Here is a 20,334-nt window from a genome sequence, read left to right as displayed (position 1 = left end):
GGCGGTGGATTTGGACGCTAATCCGAACCATGCTCATCAAACATGTTCCGTCCGATTTCGTCATAGCCATCGAGTATCTTTTGCATCATTCGCTTTTCAGGTTGTTGCCCGAATTGGGTTCGTATGAATGCCGCCTGACTCAAATCCGCTGCATACACAAAGCGCCGCGCGGCATGCACAATTTGTCGATTGCATTGCATTACTACGCTTCTAATGGGTGCTTGCATGAGCCGCTCAATGAAATCATGTGACCGGCTGGCGACAAACAGGCGATGCGGACCGATGGGGAGCGCCATATGCCCATGAGGTAATTGCAATCCGTGTGTACGAACTACCGGATTATCGGACGTCAATAATTGGAACTTCGCTGTGGAGGTATCGATTACGCGCCAGATCAGGTTATTGATGAACTCTCCCATTTTCTGGTTTTCGATGAACAGCTGGAAAGTCTGGAACATATATCTTTCGACTTCAGCCTCTGGCCGCAGTTTGAGCCAATCGGCGAAGGACGGAGGATCATTTTCGCGACGGATCGCCAAATATCTCTCTTCTGCGTAACGATTCGAGCGGATGAAATCGGCCTTGTACCGGCTCCTAAAGATCTCGATATCTTCAGGGCAGCGGGTCAGCAGCGAAAGTAAAAACCGCGTCCATGCGCTTCGCGACGCTGTGGTCCACTTGGCGCGATTTCCTCTGAGCTCCATTTCATTGAGTGCCTCAGCCGCTCGCGTATCGATCGGACGAAAAAATAGTTCTTCCATCTGATGCGCTAGTGAGGGTTCGAAGCCCCGCAGCGCCTACAGGCTATTTTGATATCCGGTCGCATCCGGATGCCGCCAGCGATCGATCACGTCCTTATGCGGGCGGCTAAAAACAACCAGTCTCCCGTCATTGGCCGCCCAGCGCTTCGAATAGAAGACGGGAATGTAATGGTGTTTGGCTGGCGGATTTTGACCAGACCTCGAATCGTGCATCATGCAAGTTAGTTTGCGCGACTCGCTCGCGCTGTGAATGCGAGAACTCGGCCTTTCCCCGCAATTCTCGCGCGATATCCGTTCAATCCTTCTCGTCAGCGCGAGGTGCTGGGAGCTAACCGACTTCATTCGGAAGGCTGGTCAATTTTCGCTACTTTGAGATGTGATGCTTTGGCGGCAAACTAAAGCAAGACGGGAAATTTTCTCCCGCTTTTCGCCCACACCAGGGCCTCCTCCCAATGGGCGACAGACCTTGTGGCCTGCCGGGGCCTTTTTCGTTACTGCATGTTTCCTTAAATCGTAGCCGATCTAAGGAGGCTCGACTCGCGAACCAAAAACGTCTCGACAGCCGGTTGGTCTTCAGACCCGCGCTGCTTGCCCTTCACTCGAAGAACACAAGGCTCGCGGGCGAGGGCGGCAGCGGTTTTGTGGTGGCGTCGGCAAAGCCGGCGCGGCGGGCCATCTCGGCAAGCTCCCTCTCGGTATAGGCTTCGCCCCTTGGGGTGGTGGCGAGCATTTCCCAGGCGAAGGAGGCCGGGAAGGGCGGCGAGACGCGATCCTCGTTCGGCACGAATTCCACCCCGACGACCCGGCCGCCGGGGGCGAGCGTGTTCCTGCATTTCTTGAGAAGCCCGGCGCAGGTTTCGATGTCGAAGTGATGCAGGAAGTTCGGCAGCAGGATGAGATCGTAGTCGCTGCCCCAGTCGACCTCGAAGGCGCTGCCGGGAATGGTGCGGTAGCGCCCGCCGACGCCGAATTGCCTGGCGTTCTGGCTCGCAAGTTCCAGGACGGCCGCCCAGTCGACGGCGACGATCTCGGCCTCGGGAAAGGTTTTCGCGATCTCGAGGCCGAAAAGCCCGTGGCCGGCGGCGATATCGAGCACCTTTCTCGGCTTTCTCGGCCATTCGGCCACCTCCGCTGCCAGCGCCATGGCGCTCGGCGCGACGAGCGGGCCGACGGCGCGGGCGAACTTCACCCAGACCGGATTGTCGGCCGAGATGTTCGCGAGCCCGAGGGCGCCGCCGTTGCGCACGCAGGCCGCCGGGTCGTCGAGGTGCAGCGAAAGCATCTCCGGTGCGGCAACGAATTCGATGGCTCCGCCGATATAGGCCGGCGAGTGGCGGACGAGGAAGGTGCGGCTCGATGGGGTCAGCCGATAGGTGTCGGCCTCCTTGATGAGAAAGCCGTTGACGACGAGATAGTCGCAAAGCACGCGTACGCCGCGCTCGGAGGCCTTCGCCGCCGCCGCGAGCGAGGCCGCCGTGCCGCCGTCGCCGATCAGGGTGAAAAGATCGAGCTCGATCGCCGCCTTCATCGCGGCCGTCTTCCGGCACGCAAACATCACGTCCACAGCGAGATCGGGCGAGACTTCGCTGATGTCTGGGCCCATGTCTGTGCCCATGTCCGTTTCTACCGTCGATGCCATTGAGTTCTCCCCCTTGAGTTCGCGACCTGCAAGGCATCGACTCCAGATTGGCGAAGCCAAACCGCAGGTCGTAAAGCGATCGCTACAATACACTGGGCGACCGCGGCGTCGAAGGAAAAAGCCTCGGCATCGTAGAAGTGCCGGCGCGTCACACTCGATACTGCTAGTGGTGAAGATCCGACGCTTGGTACCCGCCACAGGCTCCCGCCTGGGGTGGAGAGCCGTAGTCCAAACGCAGATGCCGTACGGCAGCCTCGCGCCAAACAGTAGCCATTCCATGACGGCAACGACGCTTCGCCTCTTTGAAGCCGCCGTTGCCGTACTTCAGCGCGTCGCCTCTCTTATGAGGTCATCAAGTCGATGACCCGCATGATCGCCACCGCACTGCTCGAGTTCTGGGTGCCTTCTGTCGTGTCGGCATTAGCGCAGGTCCAAACATCACCCTTCTTGACCGTGAATTTTTTCCCATTCTGAACAACCGAAAGTTCCCCCTCAGTCATGTGGCAGAGCATATCGTTCTTCATCACGTTGTCCGGCGTCTTCGCACCGGGTTGGATAACGACATCACGCAGCTTGACCATTTTGTAAGCTGGTATGACCGAAGCCCTCTCACCAAGCGCGACAACTCTGACACCGGGACCAACCTCCTCACCCTCATCTGGGCCATAAGTCTGGGCGGCCGCTGGCGTTGGCCAAGCGATCAAAGGTGTGGCGGCCATTGTAAGACCGAGTACGAGTGTGGATCTACGATTGACGGCTTCCATTGCTTCCTCCCTAGCCAATTCGTTCTGAAAAAGTGGGAAACCAATCAGTTTTGAGCCGCTGCCACCAAGAGTCAACGGCCATTCCCATTTGGCCTGTCTCGTCGCGCTCGTGGTCCGCGAGAGGCTCCATCAGTACAGCGCCGCGCATCTTATCAGACGCGCAAAACTCGCTGTGGCACTTTGATTTGCGGCATGTTTTTGTCCTTTAATCGGCTACGATTAAAGGAAACAGGCAGTAGGTCAGCGAACGTGTCCAAGCGATATTCTTGACGCATCGTTCAAAGACAAAGATCGGTGCCGACATCGGCAATGTCGTAGCGCGTGACTGCCGTACATGTTGCGCTCAGCCCGGGCTGCCCCGGCGCAGGACCCATAGGAGGGCGGCGGCGATGGCGAGGCCGAGGAGTGGCCAGACGGCCCAGAAGGTTCTGTCGAAGGTGAGGAGGTTGACGGCGACGACGGTGAGGGCGGCGATGGCAAGCAGCCCGCGGGTGCGGTCGATGTCCTTTCTCCGGCGCAGCCAGAGGAGGGAGTAGAAGATCGATAGGCCGAGTAGCGGCCAGACGGCCCAGAGAACACCGTCCCAGGTGAGGAGGTTTATCGCGACGATGGCAGCGACGATCACGGCGATGACGCCGAATTTGCGGTTGCTGAGCGCTGCGGGAGAAGGGGGCGCTTGGGGCCGCGTAGCTTCCGGGGCGGGTTGCTGGTCCCGGTTTCCGGGTGAACGGCCGGCGGGCTCGCCTGCCAGCGTGTCTTCTGTGGCGCTCGCCCGCCCGGCGGGCGCCTGCGGCTGCACCGTCCCGGGCGCTGATTGCCGGCCCCAACTGCCGGAACCGCGGGCGGGCTCCGCCGTTGCTGCTCCGTCCTCCCGAGAGCCGTCTTGCCGAACGCTGCTAGTCCCGAAACCGCTCTCCCGGCCAAGGGCCTCCCGTGCGTCATCCCCGGCGCCGATCCTGACGGCATAGCTCGGGACGCCGCCCTCGATGTTCTTCACCTCGAGCTGGCCGAGGAAATCGAAGCCGACGGCGACCTTGTTGCGCACCTGGTCGTATACGGTGTTGGAGATGACGATGCCGCCGGCCGGCGCGGTCGCCTGCAGGCGGGCGGCGATGTTGACGCCGTCGCCATAGAGGTCGTCGCCCTCGGCGATGACGTCGCCGAGGTTGATGCCGATGCGAAACAGCATCCGCGTCTCGCTGGGGCGCTCGGCATTGAGGCCCGCAAGCTCGTTCTGGACGTCGACGGCGGCGCGCACCGCCTCGACCACGCTCGGAAATTCGGCGATCAGCCCGTCGCCCCAGGTGTTGACGACGCGGCCGTCATGCGCCTCGATCAGCCGCGCCATGGCGTCGCGGTAGCGCTTCAGCGTCGCGAGCGTGCCTTCCTCGTCCGCCCCCATCAGGCGCGAATAATCCTGCACGTCGGCGGAGAAGATCGTCGTCAGCTTGCGACGGATTTCGGACATGATGGTTCGTCCTTGCTTCGGTTCCGCCGGGTGGCAGACGAAAGAGCGGCGGGGCGCTTGCGCACGACGGGCCCGTGCCACCTTGGATTGCGCGCAAGCCTGACCTTACTGCATGTTTGCTTGAATCGAAGCCGATTCAAGAGCGGCAAGTCAAAAGTGCTGCAGCGAGCTTTGTGCGTCTGTAAAGATACACGGCGCTGTAGATCGATTCCGTGGGAAAGGCACTCTGCCTGATTTTGCCCTTAAATCGATTCCGATTTGAGGCATCATGCGGCAGCACAGACGAGGTCAAGGCCATGCACAAGTTCACAGTCACCGTCACGGAAGAGTTCGAGGCCGACACTGCCGAGGAGGCCGCCTTGCTCATGTATCAGCAACTGACCAAAGAGCCGGCCCCTCTGAATTATTCGGTCGCGGACGAGACGAAGATTGCGACCGATCTGACGCTGGACCGGGAAAAGGCAGATGAGTTTGCCAGTGTCGATCACACGGCAGATCCCGGCAACTGGTAGCTCGCGGCGAGACCTGTGACGATGCATGAAGCGTCCAGTGTTCCCGTCGAGGCGCGGCAGGCGCTGCCGGTCATCCGGCCCGCTTTCGGCGCTTCGCTGGTGGCTGCGTATCTCCATGGCTCGGCGGTCTCGGGAGGGCTGCGCCCGGACAGCGATGTGGATGTGCTCGTGGTCATCGACCGGCCGACGACGCATGCGCTGCGCGCGGAGCTCGTCGGCGAGCTGATGAAGATCTCGGGGCGTCCCGGCGACAACGCCTCCCGCCCGCTTGAGCTGATTGTCTTCCACCGCGCCGACCTCAAGGCATCGGCCTATCCGGCGCGCAGCGAGTTCGTCTACGGCGAGTGGCTGCGCGAGGCTTTCGAGGCAGGGGAGGTGCCGGCGCCGGTATCCGATCCCGAATTTACGCTGTTGCTGGCACAAGCCCGGCACGAAGCCCGGTCCCTCATCGGCCCCGATCCGGCGGAACTCCTGCCGATCATTCCGGAAACAGACATACGCCGCGCCATTGGCGACGCGCTTCCGGCGCTCATCTCCTCACTCGAGGGGGACGAACGCAATGTTCTTCTGACGCTCGCACGCATGTGGAGGACCTTGGCGACCGGGCAGTTCGTTCCGAAGGACGTGGCGGCCGAATGGGCCATGTCCCGCTTGCCTGCCGAGTCGGCAATGCTGGTCGCCCATGCCCGGGAGGCGTATCTCGGCGCAACGCGGGATGATTGGCGGCCTCGCCGGCAGGAAGCCCGGCGCGTGGCCGGCGACCTCAGCGCGCGGGTGGTTGCGATGCTCTGACGGGCCTGCCGATTGGCGCTTCCGACAAATGCGACGCTCGTGGGGGAGCGGGCTCAGGCGCGGTCAATAAGCGCGACCACGTCGTCGGTTGAACGCACATCGCCGAAGCTGCGATAGATGTTGTGAAGCGCGGCATTATGGTCCTGATCGCGTCTCGCTGCGGTGGCGTCGCCGACCACGATCACGCGAAATCCCGATGCAAAAGCGTCTCTTGCCGAGGATTCGCAGCATATGTTGGTGACCGCGCCGGTGATGACGACGTTTTCCATACCGCGGTCCCGGAGCGCCGCCGGCAGCGGCGAGGCGCCGGGGTAGAATGCGCTATAGGCGTTCTTCTCGAACAGGAGATCGCCCGCTTCGGGACGAAGGGCGGGCCACAGTCTTTCGGCGATCGGGCCGGACCCGCCGGACGCTCGAAACAGCTCCGCGATATCCTTGCCGAAAAACTCCTCCGCGAGCGCCGGGTGGCGATGCTCCGGGGCGGGGACGATCCAAGAGACGACACCTCCGGCCGCCCGCAGGCAATCGGCGATGCGCAGGATGTTGGGCACGATCCCCCGGCAATAGCCGTTCTGCTCCAGGAAGAACGGCACCATGTCGATCACGACCAGCGCCGTGCGGGCGGGCGCGATGCGCTCGAACGCATGCCGCCGGCCCCTTCGCTCCTCCTGGCGCGCGTATTCGCGCGGCTCGATGGCCCAGTTGTGGTGTTTCGGCGGGGGATATTCCATGGACACGCTCCGGACGGATCGCCTGAGAGTTCGGGGTCGAATCTCGCGGCGGTACGACATCATCGCACAGATTTGACGAGCATCGGGATGAGGGAGGGCGTGGCCACGGCGAGGCATCCCGAGGGTGCCGGTGACCCATCGCAGGCATCAGACCGGCGAAACAACCCGTTCGCCGTAGTGGTGCGTGTACTCGCCCGTTTCAAAGCTGTCGAAGCCCTGGGACCAGCGTTTTCCCGGCCAGATGTAGTCCACCCGGCCTTCGTCGGGCCGGTAAACGGCCGTGTAGAGCGTTGGGGAAGGGCCACGCGCGGAATAAAGCGGCGGCTCGAGAAAACGGTCGGTCAGCGTCGAGAGCGACATGGAAGGGTCCTCCAGCGCTTGCAAAACCGCCAGCTGCCGCGCCAGCGAAGACGACGAGGGTCTTCCGGTCCGCTGATGGTTCGTGCATGCCTTGAGGCGCGAGACGATTGGTCGCTGGCCCGGGCCGAGGAGCAGGGTGGCATAGTGGCCGGAGCGGTCGAGCACGGTCACGTTCTGCGGGAGCGCCACCGGTATCCGGCACAAGGCCGCCACCGCCTCGCGCACCTGGCGGCAGGTCTCGAGCACGTAGCGGATGACGAGAATGATCGAGAAGCCGACGCCCTGGGCGCGGCTTCCGCCCAAGGTCACGCTGGCGACCAGCCCTTCCTCGTTCATCCCGTCCAGGCATCCACCCCAGGGGCGCTGCGCCTTCGCAATCACCCTCAGGCCCGACCACGCGGTGATTTCGAAGCGTTCGGAGACGATATCGGGCGGATAGTCGAAGTTGCGGATGAGCGCCGGACCTTCTTCTCCCAGCCAGACGGCCTGGCTGCAGCCATAGCGCTCCGGCGCCGGGCGGTAATGGCTCAGCACCCGGTGAGCGACTTCGTCATCTCCGACGAGGCCGCAGGCGTCGTCATAATAAGGGATAAGCTCGGGCATGTGCTGCCACAGGGCGGCGCGACAGTCCCTGGCGTTCGGGGTCGATGCCACCGCGCGGCCGAAATACCATTTCTCGGCCTCGGCCCGGCCGGCGGTGAACCGGGACAGCCAAGCTTCCCCGGGCCGGTCCTCCCGCGCTGCGACGAACGTCTTGTACATGGCGGCAGGAGTATAAGGAGGGAAGGGGCCGGGTGGCAACGTGGCCCCTACTGCAGGCCTCCTTGAATCGGGCGGGTTCAAGGAGAAAAAAGATGCAGCAATTCAAAGTGCCACAGCGAGTTTCGTGCGTCTGGGAAGACGCTCGGCGCCGTCGTTGCCAACCGCTGAGCGGAATGTCAATTGAACGTGTGCAGCTTGATTTTCAAGCTGCCATCGGCCTGCCGCTCGAAAACATGCGTGGCAATTCCGCCCCACGGCTGGTCTTTGCCTTGAGCATCCTTGCCCTTGGCCGACCATTTTGCCGCGCCGTAGATCAATTTCTCGTCGCCGTCCGCCCTGATAATTTCCAGTTTGTGACCGGTGGCGCCCATGCCGAATATGCCGCTGAAAAACTTTTCGACGCCGGAAGGTCCTTCGACCACGTCGTGACTGGGGGGAAGAAGGAGCGCGTCCTCGGTGTAGAAGGTGGCAACCGCCTCGGCGTCCCCCTTTCCGAAGGCCTCGTCCCAAGCCGTGTAGGCGGCCTTGACATCGTCTTCAAGGGGACCGGCACGAACCTCCATTGACGCCATGGAGATGGAGCATGCTGCGAGCGCAATTCGCCAACCAACACGTGTTGTGAACATGGCTTACCTCCTCCTGATTGTTATTATGCCCCTGGGAAGTTCATAATATACCTCTGTTCGCATGGAGGCGACGTCAGAGGCACGGATCGTCAAAAACTACATTTCATACGACCAGGCTGCGTTGAGCGGTCTAACGCACTGTATCCCAATATGTCCAAACGGCCGGCCGCTACACAGGCTTTCAAATCGGCTGGGCGCCAAAACAATGGAGATACATGTCGGCCGTCTTTTGTGACCGTAAGTCATCCAGTCACCGAAGAGGTCAACGACCATGTTCATCAGGACGCTTGCGGCAGCCGCCGCTGCCGCCGTGCTCGCCACGAGCGCTTTCGCAGAAGGCTCGGGGGAGGGCCGCCCGGCGCCGGTGTTCTTTCCCATCAAGAACGAGCCGCCGCCGAAGCTGATCGTGGAGCCGCCGCTTGCCGGGGCGCTCGCGCGCGGCGCCGTGCTCATCCCGTACCGGACCGAGAACTTCCGCATCGTATCGGTGTTCGGGGCGGGCGCCAGCACCGTGTCTCCACGGGTCGGGCATCTGCATGTCACCGTCGATGACTCGCCCTGGCGCTGGGCGGAAACGGGCGACACCAGCACGGTCGTCGTGGTCGGGCTGCCGCCCGGCGAGCACAAGGTGCGGCTCGAACTGGCGAGCCCCGAGCACCAGGTCTTCACCGGAGAAACGGTGGCGTTCACCGTGCCCGAGACTGCGGCTCACCCGCATTGAAGACAGTGCAATCGAGATCAACGATAGAGGTATCGGAGACAGGCAATGAGAAGCTTTTTCAGAGCGGCATGGCAGACGAAGAACGGAAGGCGCAGGCGGGCGGAAATTTGGCGGCAGCTCCGACTGGCTTTGACGAAGGCCGAACGGGAGGAGACCGGCGCCGCGGCAAGGCGCCCCGATTTCAATCCGGAAATTCCGAGAACATTCGATCCGGTGAGGGTGCCCACGCCGCCGCTCGCTTTGAATTGCTTGTACTGACCTCGGCAGCCGGCAGCCTACTACTGCAGGATCCTGTTCGTCATCAGCCATTTCGCGGAGCGGGGCCATGCGTGGTTCGCACCCATGCGAAGATTGGTAAAGCCCTGCGAAACCGGTTTCCCGGTTTCAGCGTCGAGGATGCGGATGAACATGGTGTGCTCTGTTCGGTTGACGCGCGTCACGACGCCCAGCAAGGCAAGTGACGCGCCGTGCTCCCTGGCGATCTTGCCTTCACAGCCCCCGCAGTTGCGCAATCCGTGCGGCGCCGCCTGCTCATCCAATTCCGGCGCGTCGATGACGGCAAAGCGCCCGGACTTCGACAGCATGTCCTTCGCAACTTGCTCGGACTCGGACAGATAGCGCCGGTCATGTTCGTCCGGGGGAATTATTCCTGCCCCGGCGCTCTTGTCTTCCAATTCGAAGGGAAACACCTCGATTGCCATCGGCTTTGCCTGCTGAGCCTGCGCAAATGAACAGGTTCCCGCAAGCAGCGTCATCACGACAGTCAACGTGCGAATACGCATGGTCGTCCTCCCGTCAATGTGACCGCCATTGTACACGGCTGCCGCATGTTTCCTTAGCCGTCTCACGGACAAAGGTGCAGCAGGCGCTACAGCGCGTCTGATCCCCGTACAGGGCAGCAGCCTGCCGCGCCTCGTCGGTTGCGTATGGGGCGGGCGCGAGCGCCGCGAAGTGCTTCGTATCAAACTGTGTCCGACCGGCATTCGCCCGGCAATCGCTTACACAGCGACCCCCATCCCGAAACATCCGAGATACGTAAGGAGCGCGATATGTGCTTCGACGGGCGGTTCGGGCAATCAGGCCTCGGCATCGCCCTGGGGGAAGGACGCGGACGGACCCTCCTGACGTCCGCGTCCTCACCCTTGGACCTTAAGGAGCTGTGTCGGCGACGGCGCGTGTCCGAAATCGCTGTATATATGACATTTGAGACATCGGCGCTTCGCCCTAGTATCGAAGCAGTTCAACCAAATGGAGCCTGTCATGACCCAGAACTCGAAAGGTACCGCGCTGATCACCGGCGCTTCCTCCGGCATCGGGGCGATCTATGCCGATCGCCTGGCGCGCAGAGGCTATGATCTGATCCTTGTCGCTCGCAACAAGGCACGCCTCGATCAACTGGCCAAGCGCCTCAGCGACGAGACCGGCCGCTCTGTCGAGGTGGTTGCGGCGGACCTCGGCGACCGGGCCGATCTCGCCCGCATCGAGACGGTGCTTCGGACCGACGCCAGCATCACCACGCTGGTCAACAATGCCGGCGTCGGCGCGACCGGGCCGCTCCTGGCCTCCGATGTCGACAAGATGGAAGAGATGATCACGCTGAACGTCACCGCGCTGACACGGCTGAGCTACGCCGCGGTGCCCGGGTTCGTGGCGCGTGGCGCCGGCACCATCATCAACATTGCTTCGATCGTCGGCATCGCGCCGGAAGTGCTGAACGGCGTCTACGGCGGCTCAAAGGCCTTCGTGCTCGCCTTCACCCTGTCGCTGCAGAAGGAGCTTGCCGACACGAATATCCGCATCCAGGCCGTGCTTCCGGGCGCGACGGCAACCGATTTCTGGGGCCTCGCCGGTACGCCTCTGGAGCATGTGCCGAGCGAGATCGTCATGCGCGCCGAGGACATGGTGGACGCGGCGCTTGCCGGCTTCGATCTCGGCGAGCGGATCACCATTCCCTCGCTGCCGGACGCAGGCGATTGGGAAGCCTACGAGGCGGCGCGCCAGAAGCTCATACCGAACCTCTCCTTGAGCGTGCCCGCCGCGCGGTACCTGACCGTGGGCTGATCCCGCGGCCCACGCCTTCGAATTTCAGGAGTCCCGCCGGCGGCGTGCCGCCGGCCCCACAGAGCATGTCGGCGGCGTGCCGCCGACCCCTCACGGAACAGGAGAATGACCATGTCCGAAGTCTTTTCGCTGATTGGCAAGCGCCATTATCTTGCGGCCATCGCCTATGCCGGCGGCATCATGAACACGGCCGTGTCCTCGGCGCGGCTCTATTGGGAAAACAAGTCCGCGTTCCTTGCTCCGAAGAGTGTTACCATACCCGTCGCTGTCAGAGCGGGACGAGGAAAAGTGTTTGCGGTTTTCCGCCCGCATCCGCGCTGACTTCTTGGGATCGATCACGTTTATGATTTGGGTCGATCCGACCCAAATCATCGTGATGCAGTGCCTTTCCGGACGAAACAAGCACCCGCGTTCCTGGACAGAAAAAGCGTTTCCCAAGCTCATTCACTACAACCGGCTCGAGAAGGGCGGACACTTTTCCGCCTGGGAAGAGCCGGAGGTCTCCGCAAAGGAGATCCGAGGCGGATTCAGGTCGTTGCGTAAGTCGACTTGAGAAAACACGAGTTGAGAAAAACACGAGTTGAGAAAAACAGGGGGGCGCGCGTGTGCGTACTCGCCGCCGCCCTTCCGAATTCAAGGAGAAAACCATGACAACTGAAACCAGCAGCGAGAGAACCGTGGACTTCAAGCTCGAGGTCGTCGTCATCCCCGTTTCCGACATCGACCGCTCGAAACGCTTTTACAGCGATCTCGGCTGGAGGCTCGACGCCGACTTCGTCGTCGGCGACACGTTCCGGGGCGTCCAGTTCACGCCTCCGGGCTCGCCCGCTTCGATCCATTTCGGCAAGGGCATCACGTCAGCCGCGCCGGGCTCGGCAAGCGGCATGTATCTCGTCGTCCCGGATATCGAGGCGGCGCGCGCCGACCTCATCGGCCGTGGCGCCGAGGTGAGCGAAATCTTCCACCGCGCCGGCCCGGGACAGCCGGCGACGAGAGGCCGGGATCCGGAGCGGCGCAGCTACTTCTCCTACGCCACGTTCAGCGATCCAGACGGAAACAGCTGGCTGTTGCAGGAGGTAACGACGCGCTTCCCCGGACGCGTCGACCCGGGCGCCACGACATTCGCCTCGGCGGCTGATCTCGCCAATGCCTTCCGCCGCGCGGAGGCCGCCCACGGCGAATACGAGAAGCAGCTCGGCCGCCGCGGCGAGGACTGGCCGACCTGGTATGCCGACTACATGGTCCGGGAGCAGAGCGGCGCGGCCGCCGCATGACGAGCGTCCGCGGCGGTTCGCCGAGGTGAGCCGCGGTCAACACCCGCGGGCTGCGGCCCGCGGGGAGGGCATGAACATCGACCTTCCTGTCGCGACTGCAGGCAGGCTTGCACAGGGCCGGCATTGCGGAAGTTGCCGGCGAAGTGACCTTCCATCCACCTTGATCCCATTCTGTCGCTGCCAGGAACAGGCGGACCGAGGCAAAGCGCCCGGCCTGCGTGCTGCGGACATCGACACGACCTTTCACTGTGTCCGTCGTCGCCGCGATTACATCCGCTTACAAAAGTCCCGCCCGGCCGACACATCGGCAATACACGCCAGCACTCAAATGACGACGCTCCTTCGAAGACGAAGGCTCGACGAGAAACAATAGCCAGACACAATGGAAGGACGACGCTTATGAAAACCACTCGGATCATCGCGGGTGCGCTGCTGATCGTCGGCAGCGGATTGATGCTCGACGGGGCCGCGGCCCAGCAGCCCGGAATCCACCGCACCGATCTTATCAAGAGCGATCTGGGCGTTCCCGGACGCGAGACCCTTCAGGTGCGCGTCGACTTCGAACCGGGCGCCGTCTCGATCAAGCATTCCCATCCGGGCGAAGAGGTCGCCTATGTGCTCGAAGGCTCGCTGGAGTATCAGCTGGAGGGCAGGGCGCCCGTGACGCTGAAGGCCGGCGAGGCCCTGTTCATCCCGGCCGGCGTGGCCCATGTGGCGAAGAACGTCGGCAACGGCAAGGCCTCGGAACTCGCGACCTATATCGTCGACAAGGGCACGCCGCTCGTCGTTCCGGTCGAGTGAGCTCGTCCTCGATGCATTGTGGAAGCGTGCGGCGCGGCTTCTCCCGCGCCGCGTCTGCGCCGTGAATGACGCGCAATTGGGTAGCAACTGCCACCAGTCCCCCCGGTCGTTCCCTGACAGGCTTGCACCTTCGATCGGTCTTGCTGGCAAAGTCAAAAAGGATCAAATTGATCTTTGATGCCTGTTCATCGGGGAATGTCGGATAACCAGCGCCGGGAAGCCGGCAGCTTTCTGCCTGGCGGAGAAATTACCCGCTTCGTCAGGGAGAAACATTGATGGTGAATGAACTGCGATAATTCTCAGGAGTTCACAAAATGGCAAGCACCCAACGGCCCTATGACGAGTCACTTTTGCGGAAGGCCTTCGATGTGGCGCGGCGTTCGCGCGAAGGCGGGGACCACCCATTTGGTTCAATTCTCGCCGACCGTGATGGCAATGTCTTACTGGAACAGTGCAATGGCTACAGTTCGGAAGGTGGCGACCGCACGGCCCACGCGGAGCGGCTTCTCGCCACGCGCGCCGGCAAGGCCTATGAGCTGGCTTTTCTTGCCGGATGCACGATGTACACCTCCGCGGAGCCATGCGCCATGTGCTCAGGCGCGATCTATTGGGCAGGCATAGGGCGCGTCGTGTTTGGCCTTTCCGAGAGAGAGATGAAACAACAGATCGGCGACAGCCAGGAAAATCCGACGCTCGATCTGCCCTGCCACATCGTGTTCGCGGCCGGTCAGCGTCCAACGGAAGTGGTCGGCCCCATGCTTGCGGACGAGGCGGCAAAACTCCACGAAGAATACTGGTCTCGCCGCTGATGGCCCTTCTGCTTCCTATGGAAGTTCTATTTCGCCGTCGACCACGTGGTTGAGGTCGGTGCCTTCCGCCGTCAGCGTCATGCGGACCTTCAGCTTCTTGCCGCCGGTCCGGCCTTCGCGCACCATCTCCTCGATCTCGCGCTGCGACGTTACGCCGACTTCCTTCAGGAACTTGCGGACCGACATGTTGAAGGCGTCTTCGCTCATGGCGGAACTCCTCTCTATCCGGAAGGGATTGTAAGGGAAGGCGAGTGGTCAAGGAAGCTACGCTTTTGACAATGGCGAGGATCGCGCGTACGGCGAGCGAAGCGTCTCGCCAGCGTGCCGCTCCCTAGAGAGAGTCGAATTTTGAAGCTCAACATCTATAGATCGTGTTTGATTATTTGTGTCGCAGCGGTCGTGTATTACTGCGGAATTAGGTAGCAAATGCCACAAGATTCCGACCGCAGGACGGTCGCACGTCGATCAAAGAGGGCGATAGCGCATTTCAGCCCAAAGATGAATTAGCGGAACCCCCAAGGTCAGGCCGTAGGCCAGGAAACCGAATACCCTCTCGTCGATCAGGTGCATTGCATTATCTGGAAAAAGAGCGTTGGTCGCAATGAGCGGAAGGGCTGCCCATGCAAGGCAGCGCCAGAGTTCCTGCCGATGCCTTCGCAGTTCGGCCGTGCCGCGTCTCACGAAGATCGCCGACAAGGATACGAATTTCACGAGCGCAGTCGCGCCCATACCTGCTAGACCAGCGCCCCCCCCGGAAAGTGCCATCAATAGCAATGCCTCTCCAGGCGTCTGCTGAATGTCAAATAGAGTGCTGGCCGCTAACATGGGAAAGGAGGAAAGAAACACAAACAACGCGCTGCTACCTACCAAAACTGTCCATGCCGCCAGAACAAAGGTCGGAAACGCCGCGAAAAGAACGAGTTCCACGACGTAAAGTGCTCGGCTCGATCTTTCGGAAATGCTCACCACGCCCTCACGCTGTCACTGACGCCTCGCTTCCGCTACCACAACTTGGTGGAGAATGTCAGTATATCCCAAAGCCAGTTGCGCAACTTCAGGGACCGCCCTGCAATGAGGTTAGCTTTTGTGTGTTCACTCCAGAAGGCTTCGCGCGCAAAGTCCGATGTTGCGAACTAACGGTTTCGAGAGCCGTAAATACGGCGAGTCAATCTGCCAGAAGAGCAAACCGAGACGATCATGATCGACGGGCTGCCAACCTTGTGGCATTTGCTACCTAAATTCCGTATTACTGGAACATTGCGGCCATTCTCATCATGGGTTGGTGGGTGGGGGCCTTCATTGGTCTTTTGGTAAAAAAAAGCGATCCCTCACGTGGTAAGAGTTCAACCTTTCAGATCATAAACACCGAATCTCTCGGACTATTGTCGACCTGGCGCGCTCTTTGGAATGGCTTCTACGTCTGGAAAGACCTTGATCACGACTATCATCGTCGAAACCGCGAGTGATCTTCTAAAGCTGAAGTCGGCGAGGGGGCGAATGCCGCTGTTCGTCGCACTCGTGGGAACGAGCAAGGAGCGTAGCACCGGTCATTGCTCCTCCTACAGCGCCGCGCGTCTTATCAGACGCGCAAAGGACGCTGTAGCACTTTGAATTGCTGCATGTTTTTGTCGTTAAATCGGCTACGATTTAACGAAACATGCAGTAGAGCGAATGGGCGCAGAAGGTGATCGGACACTCGCCCGGCGTGTAATTACACCTAACTACACCAGGCCGGCCGCGCGAAGCCCGTTCACGACCAACTCGAAATCGTCAGGGTTCTTGTGGGGCAACACTTTGCGGCGATGTTCCAGAGAATAATCAGGGTTGACGCGGAACACTTCCTGCCACTCACGGCGCGCGTCTTCGAAGCGTCCCAGATGGCCGTAGCTCGACGCTAGGAGCACGCGTGAGACGTCGGTATCAGGGTTACGAATAAGTCGCCGCTTGAGCATCCCGATTGCCTCTTCATACCTGCGCAACTGGAACATCGCTTGTGCCTGGAAGTGGAGGTATATGTCCGGATAATACGGGTTCAGGGCCATTGCCCGATAGAAACACCCGAGTGCCTCCGCAGGCCTGCCGGAATAATGCAGTGCAATTCCGAGATTTTCGTGCCCTTCGGGAAGATTTGGGGCGAGGGCGATCAAGCGTTCGGCCGCGCCGATGGCGACATCGTGCCGTCGCGAATACAATTCGACAATACCCAGCACCCAATGCGCGTAAGGATATCGATCGTCGAGCTCCACTGCGCGTCTTGCAAGCACTTCCGCTTGTTGCATTGATGTCGATGGCGACGGGCTCCACTGGTTTCCATAGTCCAGCATGTTTGCGAAGGCGAGGAATGCGTAGGCGGGAGCGAATTTCGGGTCCAGTTCGATTGCGCGTTGCAACAGTTCCCGACCCTGGATGTTTTTCTCTCTCGTGAACCGCCACAGCTGCTCTCGGCCACGCAGGAAATAGTCGTACGCTTCCAGGTTGTCGGTCTGCTCGGTCGCGAGCCGCTGCTGGTCGCCCTCCGTAAGGTTGAGCGCGAGCGCGCCGACAATTTGCTGCGTCACGTCGTCCTGCACGGCGAAGATGTCGGTCAGGTCGCGATCGAAACGTTCCGCCCACAGATGTCCGCCCGTGGTCGCGTCGATAAGCTGTGCGGTGATCCGTACCCTGTTTCCGGATTTGCGGACGCTGCCCTCCAGCACATAGCGCACGCTGAGGTCCCGGCCCACCTCCTGAACGTTCACGTTCCTGCCCTTGAAGGTGAAGGACGAATTGCGAGCGATCACGAACAGCTGCGACAGCTTTGAGAGAGCTGTGATGATGTCTTCGGAGATTCCGTCGGCGAAATACTCCTGCTCGGCATCACCGCTCATGTTGACGAAGGGCAGCACGGCGACCGACAACTTCGGCAGGGGCGCTGTCGGAGGCAAGGCTGCCGGAGATTCGGGAGCCACTGCCTTCGCGTGAGCCGCGGTTCCGACTCGGAGCGAATAGACCCGGATCGGCTCTGCGATGTTCTTGAGCTGGGTGTTGCCGAGATCGCTGACCGAAAGGTCGAGTCTGGTCTTGACCTGGCGATAGGCATCCTCCGACAGGCAGATGCCCCCTGGGGCAGCGACGCCCTCAAGGCGCGAGGCGATGTTGACGCCGTCGCCCATCAGGTCGCCGTCGCTTTCCTCGACTACGTCGCCCAGATGAATACCGATCCGAAACTCGATGCGGCGGTCCTGCGGCACGCCGGCATTGCGTTCGAGCATGCTGTTCTGCACCTCGATGGCGCAGCGCACGGCGTCTACGACACTGCGGAACTCGACCAGCGCCCCATCGCCTGTGCGCTTGATCACGCGTCCGTTGTGAACGGCGATGGTCGGATCAATAAGATCGCTGCGCAGCGCCCGCAACCTGGCCAAAGTACGGTCTTCATCCGCGCCGGCGAGGCGGCTGTAGCCGACCACGTCCGCGGCCAGGATCGCGGCTAGCTTGCGGTTCTCGCTCACAGGGGGCCATCTCCTCGTCTCCATAATAACAGGAAGACACGGGGAAGAGGAAGTTCCGGTGTCCCGTTCAGAGCGACTTTGGGTGAGATCAAGGCTCGCCATTTGCACGCAGCAATCGTGAATGCTCACAATGTCGAGCACCGATCGGGAGGAGCGGTTGCCCCGCAACCCCGGTGGCATTGAACAGCCGACGTCCTGCCTGGGCGATGACTGCCCTGGCAACTTTGCAAAACGCGTCATTCTGACAGGTGTTGGACAGCTGACAGGTGTTGGACAGGTATCGAGGACGACATCCCGTCCCCGAGCGCGATCTGCTCGTGATCTTTCGAAAGGGAATATGAATGGAAAGGCGTGATTTCCTCAGGGGCTTGGCCTTGCTTGCGGCCTGCCCGCTCTGCGTCAAGACGGCATACGCGGCCGAGGGCGTGCACTGGGGCTATGAAGGCGAACAGGGTCCTGAGCATTGGGGTACCTTGAGCACTGAGAACAGTGCTTGTTCGGCCGGTTCGCAGCAATCACCGATCGACATCCGCGGCGCGATCAGGGCCGAAATCCCCGATCTGGCGACGGACTGGAGGCGCGGCGGCACGATCCTCAACAATGGCCATACGATCCAGGTGAAGGCCGCCGGCGGTACGCTTCGCCGCGGCGACAAGACCTTTGATCTGGTGCAGTATCACTTCCACGCGCCGAGCGAGCATCTTGTCGACGGCAAAAACTTCCCGATGGAAGCGCATTTCGTTCACAAGAATGCGGAGACCGGCGCGCTCGGCGTGCTCGGCGTTTTCCTTGTCCCCGGCGCGGCCAACCCGACCTTCGCGAGCCTTGCGGCGAAGTTCCCGCAGAACGCCGGCGAAGAAACCCGGCTCGATGCCGTCGACCCGAAAGGCCTCTTGCCCGCCTCGCTGAAGTATTGGAGCTATGAGGGATCGCTCACCACCCCTCCTTGCAGCGAGATCGTCGACTGGATGGTGGCGATGGAACCGATCGAGGTCGATCCGGCCGACATCAAGAAGTTCACCGGGCTTTACTCCATGAACGCACGGCCGGCGCTTCCCGGCAGCCGCCGCTACGTTCTGAGCTCCGGTTGATCGATGAGACCAACGGGGGCGCTTCTCCTCACGGCCGCAGGGCCACCTCGGCAAAAGCGTCGCTTTTGTAGAGGTGGCCGCCGCGAGGAGCGGGACCGGGCGAGGGTGCGCAGCGGGAGGAACTGCCCGCGCCTTTGACAATGGCGAGGATAACCGCGCCGCGCGTCCTGTCGCAGAGCGCATCATCTCGACAGCCGCGCAGAGCGGAACTTCGCACCAGCATGCCGAAGGTCGAAACCGCGCCCGAAGCGCTCATTCATACGGTCATGCGCCCTCATGGTTGGACGCGAACGCGCTTCCTTCGGCGGCCGAACAACATCAAGAAGGTAGCTCCAAGGATACCCGAGGCCACCGAGCCTAACAGGATGCCGATCTTGACGTCATCCTGCATTGCCGGATCATCGAAGGCCAATAGCCCAATGAACAGCGACATGGTGAAGCCGATGCCACACAAGAAGGCAGTGCCCGTCATCTGCCCCCAGCTTGCATTGGCAGGGAGATCGGCAAGATCAAGCCGCACGAGAACGGCAACGACCCCCAGCACCCCGATCAGCTTGCCCAAGAGCAGCCCCGTCGCTACCCCCATGGTGAGCGGCTCCGTAAAGACGGCCGTTGAGAGGCCGGTGAAAGACACGCCTGCATTGGCAAAGCCGAAGATCGGGACGATGACGAAGGCTACCGGCTTGTGGAGACTGTGCTCCAGCCTGTGAAGCGGCGAAGCCGCATGATCAGCTTCGGGTCTTCCTGGCGTGGCCTCCAGCGGTATGGTGAGCGCGAGCATGACACCGGCCATTGTCGCGTGGACACCTGACGCAAAGACGAGGATCCAGAGGGCCACGCCCAGCGCGAGGTATGGCCACAGCGCTCTGACGCCCATCCGGTTGAAGATGAGGAGATTGCCGATCACGACGGCTGCCCCGCTTAGCGCGAGAATGTTCAGATCAGCCGTATAGAACAGGGCGATAACGATGACTGCCCCGAGGTCATCAATAATGGCCAATGCCGCCAGGAAAATCTTGAGCGATGCAGGAACGCGGCTTCCGAAGAGGGAAATAACGCCGAGAGCAAAGGCAATGTCGGTTGCCGTGGGGATTGCCCACCCGCGAAGCGCCGCAGGGTCGGACCAGTTGAAGAAGACATGGAACAGCGCCGGGACGAGCATTCCTCCGGCTGCGGCAGCGCCCGGCAGAATGCGTCTGCTCCAACTCGATAACTGACCATCCAGCATCTCGCGCTTGATCTCCAGCCCCACGAGCAGGAAGAAGACCGCCATGAACGCGTCATTGATCCAGTGCTGGAGGCTCAGAGGCCCGATATGAATGTGCAGGGCCTGGAAGTAGCCCTCTGCCAAAGGCGAGTTGGATATCAGCATCGCCAGCACGGCAACCGCCATGAGGATGACGCCGCCGGATGCCTCGTTGTCGAGGAAGTGGCGAAGGGTGGATCGATTACGGCCTTGCGCAGATGTCGAAGACATGGGTTCACACTCCCGGATTGGAAGGTTGATCGAAGTCTCCGTCGATTTCGGGGAACCCGCAGCGCACGCAGCACACGCCGTAACGTCCAATATAGGGCGAGGCCTGCGCTGTTTCCAGTCGAACATTCCAGATGGACAGGGGACTGTACCGACTACGCGGGCGCATGTTTGGCCGCTATGGGCCGGAAGCGAAC

The 20,334-nt window shown here is 61.5% G+C and carries 22 protein-coding genes and 1 pseudogene; 10 read left to right on the top strand and 13 right to left on the bottom strand.

What is annotated here, in order from left to right; genetic code table 11:
• Positions 1-17: 17 nt before the first annotated feature.
• The 4 genes from QN224_RS24490 to QN224_RS24475 form a co-directional block, all read right to left on the bottom strand.
• Entirely contained in the window at positions 18-761 is a 744-nt protein-coding gene (locus QN224_RS24490) for a DUF4238 domain-containing protein (protein WP_283978733.1), read from the bottom strand.
• A 595-nt stretch (positions 762-1,356) separates the two neighbouring features.
• The gene (locus QN224_RS24485) at positions 1,357-2,376 is read right to left on the bottom strand and encodes a class I SAM-dependent methyltransferase (RefSeq protein WP_283978871.1); all 1,020 of its coding nucleotides are present in this window, start codon (positions 2,374-2,376) and stop codon (positions 1,357-1,359) included.
• Between the two features lie 365 nt (positions 2,377-2,741).
• Positions 2,742-3,164 carry a hypothetical protein gene (locus QN224_RS24480; RefSeq protein ID WP_283978732.1) on the bottom strand — a complete coding sequence of 141 codons (423 nt, stop codon included), beginning with the start codon at positions 3,162-3,164 and terminating at the stop codon, positions 2,742-2,744.
• 343 nt (positions 3,165-3,507) lie between these two features.
• Positions 3,508-4,632: an adenylate/guanylate cyclase domain-containing protein gene (locus QN224_RS24475; protein ID WP_283978731.1), complete on the bottom strand. Its 1,125-nt coding sequence runs from the start codon at positions 4,630-4,632 to the stop codon at positions 3,508-3,510.
• Between the two features lie 296 nt (positions 4,633-4,928).
• Here QN224_RS24475 and QN224_RS24470 point away from each other — a divergent pair, with 296 nt between their 5' ends.
• Both QN224_RS24470 and QN224_RS24465 read left to right on the top strand, forming a co-directional pair.
• Positions 4,929-5,144, top strand: coding sequence for a hypothetical protein (locus QN224_RS24470; RefSeq protein WP_173510068.1), 216 nt, complete (start codon positions 4,929-4,931; stop codon positions 5,142-5,144).
• A gap of 21 nt (positions 5,145-5,165) precedes the next feature.
• Complete coding sequence (locus QN224_RS24465; protein ID WP_283978870.1) at positions 5,166-5,936, top strand: aminoglycoside adenylyltransferase family protein; 771 nt, start codon at positions 5,166-5,168, stop codon at positions 5,934-5,936.
• 53 nt (positions 5,937-5,989) lie between these two features.
• Here the strand turns inward: QN224_RS24465 and QN224_RS24460 are convergent, their stop codons facing one another.
• From QN224_RS24460 to QN224_RS24450, 3 genes are all read right to left on the bottom strand, one after another.
• Positions 5,990-6,667, bottom strand: coding sequence for an isochorismatase family cysteine hydrolase (locus QN224_RS24460; RefSeq protein WP_283978730.1), 678 nt, complete (start codon positions 6,665-6,667; stop codon positions 5,990-5,992).
• Positions 6,668-6,814: 147 nt separating this feature from the next.
• Positions 6,815-7,789 (bottom strand): C45 family autoproteolytic acyltransferase/hydolase, encoded by a 975-nt coding sequence (locus QN224_RS24455; RefSeq protein WP_283978729.1) that lies wholly within the window; start codon positions 7,787-7,789, stop codon positions 6,815-6,817.
• Between the two features lie 176 nt (positions 7,790-7,965).
• Positions 7,966-8,352, bottom strand: a complete 387-nt coding sequence (locus QN224_RS24450; RefSeq protein ID WP_336621125.1) for a nuclear transport factor 2 family protein — start codon at positions 8,350-8,352, stop codon at positions 7,966-7,968.
• Positions 8,353-8,686: 334 nt separating this feature from the next.
• Here QN224_RS24450 and QN224_RS24445 point away from each other — a divergent pair, with 334 nt between their 5' ends.
• Positions 8,687-9,136, top strand: a complete 450-nt coding sequence (locus QN224_RS24445) for a DUF6130 family protein (protein ID WP_173510073.1) — start codon at positions 8,687-8,689, stop codon at positions 9,134-9,136.
• 278 nt (positions 9,137-9,414) lie between these two features.
• Here the strand turns inward: QN224_RS24445 and QN224_RS24440 are convergent, their stop codons facing one another.
• Complete coding sequence (locus tag QN224_RS24440; protein ID WP_173510074.1) at positions 9,415-9,918, bottom strand: DUF2380 domain-containing protein; 504 nt, start codon at positions 9,916-9,918, stop codon at positions 9,415-9,417.
• A 478-nt stretch (positions 9,919-10,396) separates the two neighbouring features.
• Here QN224_RS24440 and QN224_RS24435 point away from each other — a divergent pair, with 478 nt between their 5' ends.
• The 6 genes and pseudogenes from QN224_RS24435 (at position 10,397) to QN224_RS24410 (ending at position 14,081) form a co-directional block, all read left to right on the top strand.
• Entirely contained in the window at positions 10,397-11,197 is an 801-nt protein-coding gene (locus QN224_RS24435) for an SDR family oxidoreductase (RefSeq protein ID WP_283978727.1), read from the top strand.
• Positions 11,198-11,308: 111 nt separating this feature from the next.
• A complete protein-coding gene (locus QN224_RS24430; RefSeq protein ID WP_283978881.1) occupies positions 11,309-11,518 on the top strand; it encodes a hypothetical protein in 210 nt (69 codons plus the stop codon).
• An 85-nt stretch (positions 11,519-11,603) separates the two neighbouring features.
• Positions 11,604-11,750 (top strand): annotated as a pseudogene (locus QN224_RS24425) (epoxide hydrolase); the annotation flags it as partial.
• Positions 11,751-11,844: 94 nt separating this feature from the next.
• Positions 11,845-12,471 carry a VOC family protein gene (locus QN224_RS24420; protein ID WP_283978726.1) on the top strand — a complete coding sequence of 209 codons (627 nt, stop codon included), beginning with the start codon at positions 11,845-11,847 and terminating at the stop codon, positions 12,469-12,471.
• A 399-nt stretch (positions 12,472-12,870) separates the two neighbouring features.
• Entirely contained in the window at positions 12,871-13,272 is a 402-nt protein-coding gene (locus QN224_RS24415; RefSeq protein ID WP_283978725.1) for a cupin domain-containing protein, read from the top strand.
• 314 nt (positions 13,273-13,586) lie between these two features.
• Positions 13,587-14,081 carry a nucleoside deaminase gene (locus QN224_RS24410; protein WP_283978724.1) on the top strand — a complete coding sequence of 165 codons (495 nt, stop codon included), beginning with the start codon at positions 13,587-13,589 and terminating at the stop codon, positions 14,079-14,081.
• A 15-nt stretch (positions 14,082-14,096) separates the two neighbouring features.
• Here the strand turns inward: QN224_RS24410 and QN224_RS24405 are convergent, their stop codons facing one another.
• The 3 genes from QN224_RS24405 to QN224_RS24395 form a co-directional block, all read right to left on the bottom strand.
• A complete protein-coding gene (locus QN224_RS24405) occupies positions 14,097-14,288 on the bottom strand; it encodes a DUF6494 family protein (protein WP_283978723.1) in 192 nt (63 codons plus the stop codon).
• A gap of 258 nt (positions 14,289-14,546) precedes the next feature.
• Complete coding sequence (locus QN224_RS24400) at positions 14,547-15,047, bottom strand: hypothetical protein (protein ID WP_283978722.1); 501 nt, start codon at positions 15,045-15,047, stop codon at positions 14,547-14,549.
• A 755-nt stretch (positions 15,048-15,802) separates the two neighbouring features.
• Positions 15,803-17,572 (bottom strand): adenylate/guanylate cyclase domain-containing protein, encoded by a 1,770-nt coding sequence (locus tag QN224_RS24395; RefSeq protein ID WP_283978721.1) that lies wholly within the window; start codon positions 17,570-17,572, stop codon positions 15,803-15,805.
• Between the two features lie 341 nt (positions 17,573-17,913).
• Here QN224_RS24395 and QN224_RS24390 point away from each other — a divergent pair, with 341 nt between their 5' ends.
• On the top strand, positions 17,914-18,663 hold the full coding sequence (locus QN224_RS24390; protein WP_283978720.1) for a carbonic anhydrase: 750 nt from the start codon (positions 17,914-17,916) through the stop codon (positions 18,661-18,663).
• A gap of 28 nt (positions 18,664-18,691) precedes the next feature.
• On the opposite strand, the gene QN224_RS24385 is transcribed toward QN224_RS24390, so the two are convergent.
• Together QN224_RS24385 and nhaA are read right to left on the bottom strand one after the other, a co-directional pair.
• Positions 18,692-18,919 carry a hypothetical protein gene (locus tag QN224_RS24385; protein ID WP_283978719.1) on the bottom strand — a complete coding sequence of 76 codons (228 nt, stop codon included), beginning with the start codon at positions 18,917-18,919 and terminating at the stop codon, positions 18,692-18,694.
• Between the two features lie 18 nt (positions 18,920-18,937).
• A complete protein-coding gene (nhaA, locus tag QN224_RS24380; RefSeq protein ID WP_283978718.1) occupies positions 18,938-20,140 on the bottom strand; it encodes a Na+/H+ antiporter NhaA in 1,203 nt (400 codons plus the stop codon).
• Positions 20,141-20,334 lie beyond the last annotated feature (194 nt).

The organism is Sinorhizobium sp. 7-81 (assembly GCF_030124405.1).
Taxonomy (GTDB): Bacteria; Pseudomonadota; Alphaproteobacteria; order Rhizobiales; family Rhizobiaceae; genus Sinorhizobium; species Sinorhizobium psoraleae.
This window is presented reverse-complemented; position numbering and strand designations above follow the sequence as displayed.

Bases quoted from the DNA above. Each gene is read 5' to 3' on its own strand.
- QN224_RS24415 (WP_283978725.1), top strand. From the start codon at position 12,871: ATGAAAACCACTCGGATCATCGCGGGTGCGCTGCTGATCGTCGGCAGC.
- QN224_RS24405 (WP_283978723.1), bottom strand. From the start codon at position 14,288: ATGAGCGAAGACGCCTTCAACATGTCGGTCCGCAAGTTCCTGAAGGAA.
- QN224_RS24390 (WP_283978720.1), top strand. From the start codon at position 17,914: ATGGAAAGGCGTGATTTCCTCAGGGGCTTGGCCTTGCTTGCGGCCTGC.
- QN224_RS24430 (WP_283978881.1), top strand. From the start codon at position 11,309: ATGTCCGAAGTCTTTTCGCTGATTGGCAAGCGCCATTATCTTGCGGCC.
- QN224_RS24420 (WP_283978726.1), top strand. From the start codon at position 11,845: ATGACAACTGAAACCAGCAGCGAGAGAACCGTGGACTTCAAGCTCGAG.
- QN224_RS24490 (WP_283978733.1), bottom strand. From the start codon at position 761: ATGGAAGAACTATTTTTTCGTCCGATCGATACGCGAGCGGCTGAGGCA.
- QN224_RS24440 (WP_173510074.1), bottom strand. From the start codon at position 9,918: ATGCGTATTCGCACGTTGACTGTCGTGATGACGCTGCTTGCGGGAACC.
- QN224_RS24470 (WP_173510068.1), top strand. From the start codon at position 4,929: ATGCACAAGTTCACAGTCACCGTCACGGAAGAGTTCGAGGCCGACACT.
- QN224_RS24480 (WP_283978732.1), bottom strand. From the start codon at position 3,164: ATGGAAGCCGTCAATCGTAGATCCACACTCGTACTCGGTCTTACAATG.
- QN224_RS24445 (WP_173510073.1), top strand. From the start codon at position 8,687: ATGTTCATCAGGACGCTTGCGGCAGCCGCCGCTGCCGCCGTGCTCGCC.
- QN224_RS24475 (WP_283978731.1), bottom strand. From the start codon at position 4,632: ATGTCCGAAATCCGTCGCAAGCTGACGACGATCTTCTCCGCCGACGTG.
- QN224_RS24385 (WP_283978719.1), bottom strand. From the start codon at position 18,919: ATGAGCGCTTCGGGCGCGGTTTCGACCTTCGGCATGCTGGTGCGAAGT.
- QN224_RS24410 (WP_283978724.1), top strand. From the start codon at position 13,587: ATGGCAAGCACCCAACGGCCCTATGACGAGTCACTTTTGCGGAAGGCC.
- QN224_RS24485 (WP_283978871.1), bottom strand. From the start codon at position 2,376: ATGGGCACAGACATGGGCCCAGACATCAGCGAAGTCTCGCCCGATCTC.
- nhaA (WP_283978718.1), bottom strand. From the start codon at position 20,140: ATGTCTTCGACATCTGCGCAAGGCCGTAATCGATCCACCCTTCGCCAC.
- QN224_RS24450 (WP_336621125.1), bottom strand. From the start codon at position 8,352: ATGGAGGTTCGTGCCGGTCCCCTTGAAGACGATGTCAAGGCCGCCTAC.
- QN224_RS24455 (WP_283978729.1), bottom strand. From the start codon at position 7,789: ATGTACAAGACGTTCGTCGCAGCGCGGGAGGACCGGCCCGGGGAAGCT.
- QN224_RS24465 (WP_283978870.1), top strand. From the start codon at position 5,166: ATGCATGAAGCGTCCAGTGTTCCCGTCGAGGCGCGGCAGGCGCTGCCG.
- QN224_RS24435 (WP_283978727.1), top strand. From the start codon at position 10,397: ATGACCCAGAACTCGAAAGGTACCGCGCTGATCACCGGCGCTTCCTCC.
- QN224_RS24460 (WP_283978730.1), bottom strand. From the start codon at position 6,667: ATGGAATATCCCCCGCCGAAACACCACAACTGGGCCATCGAGCCGCGC.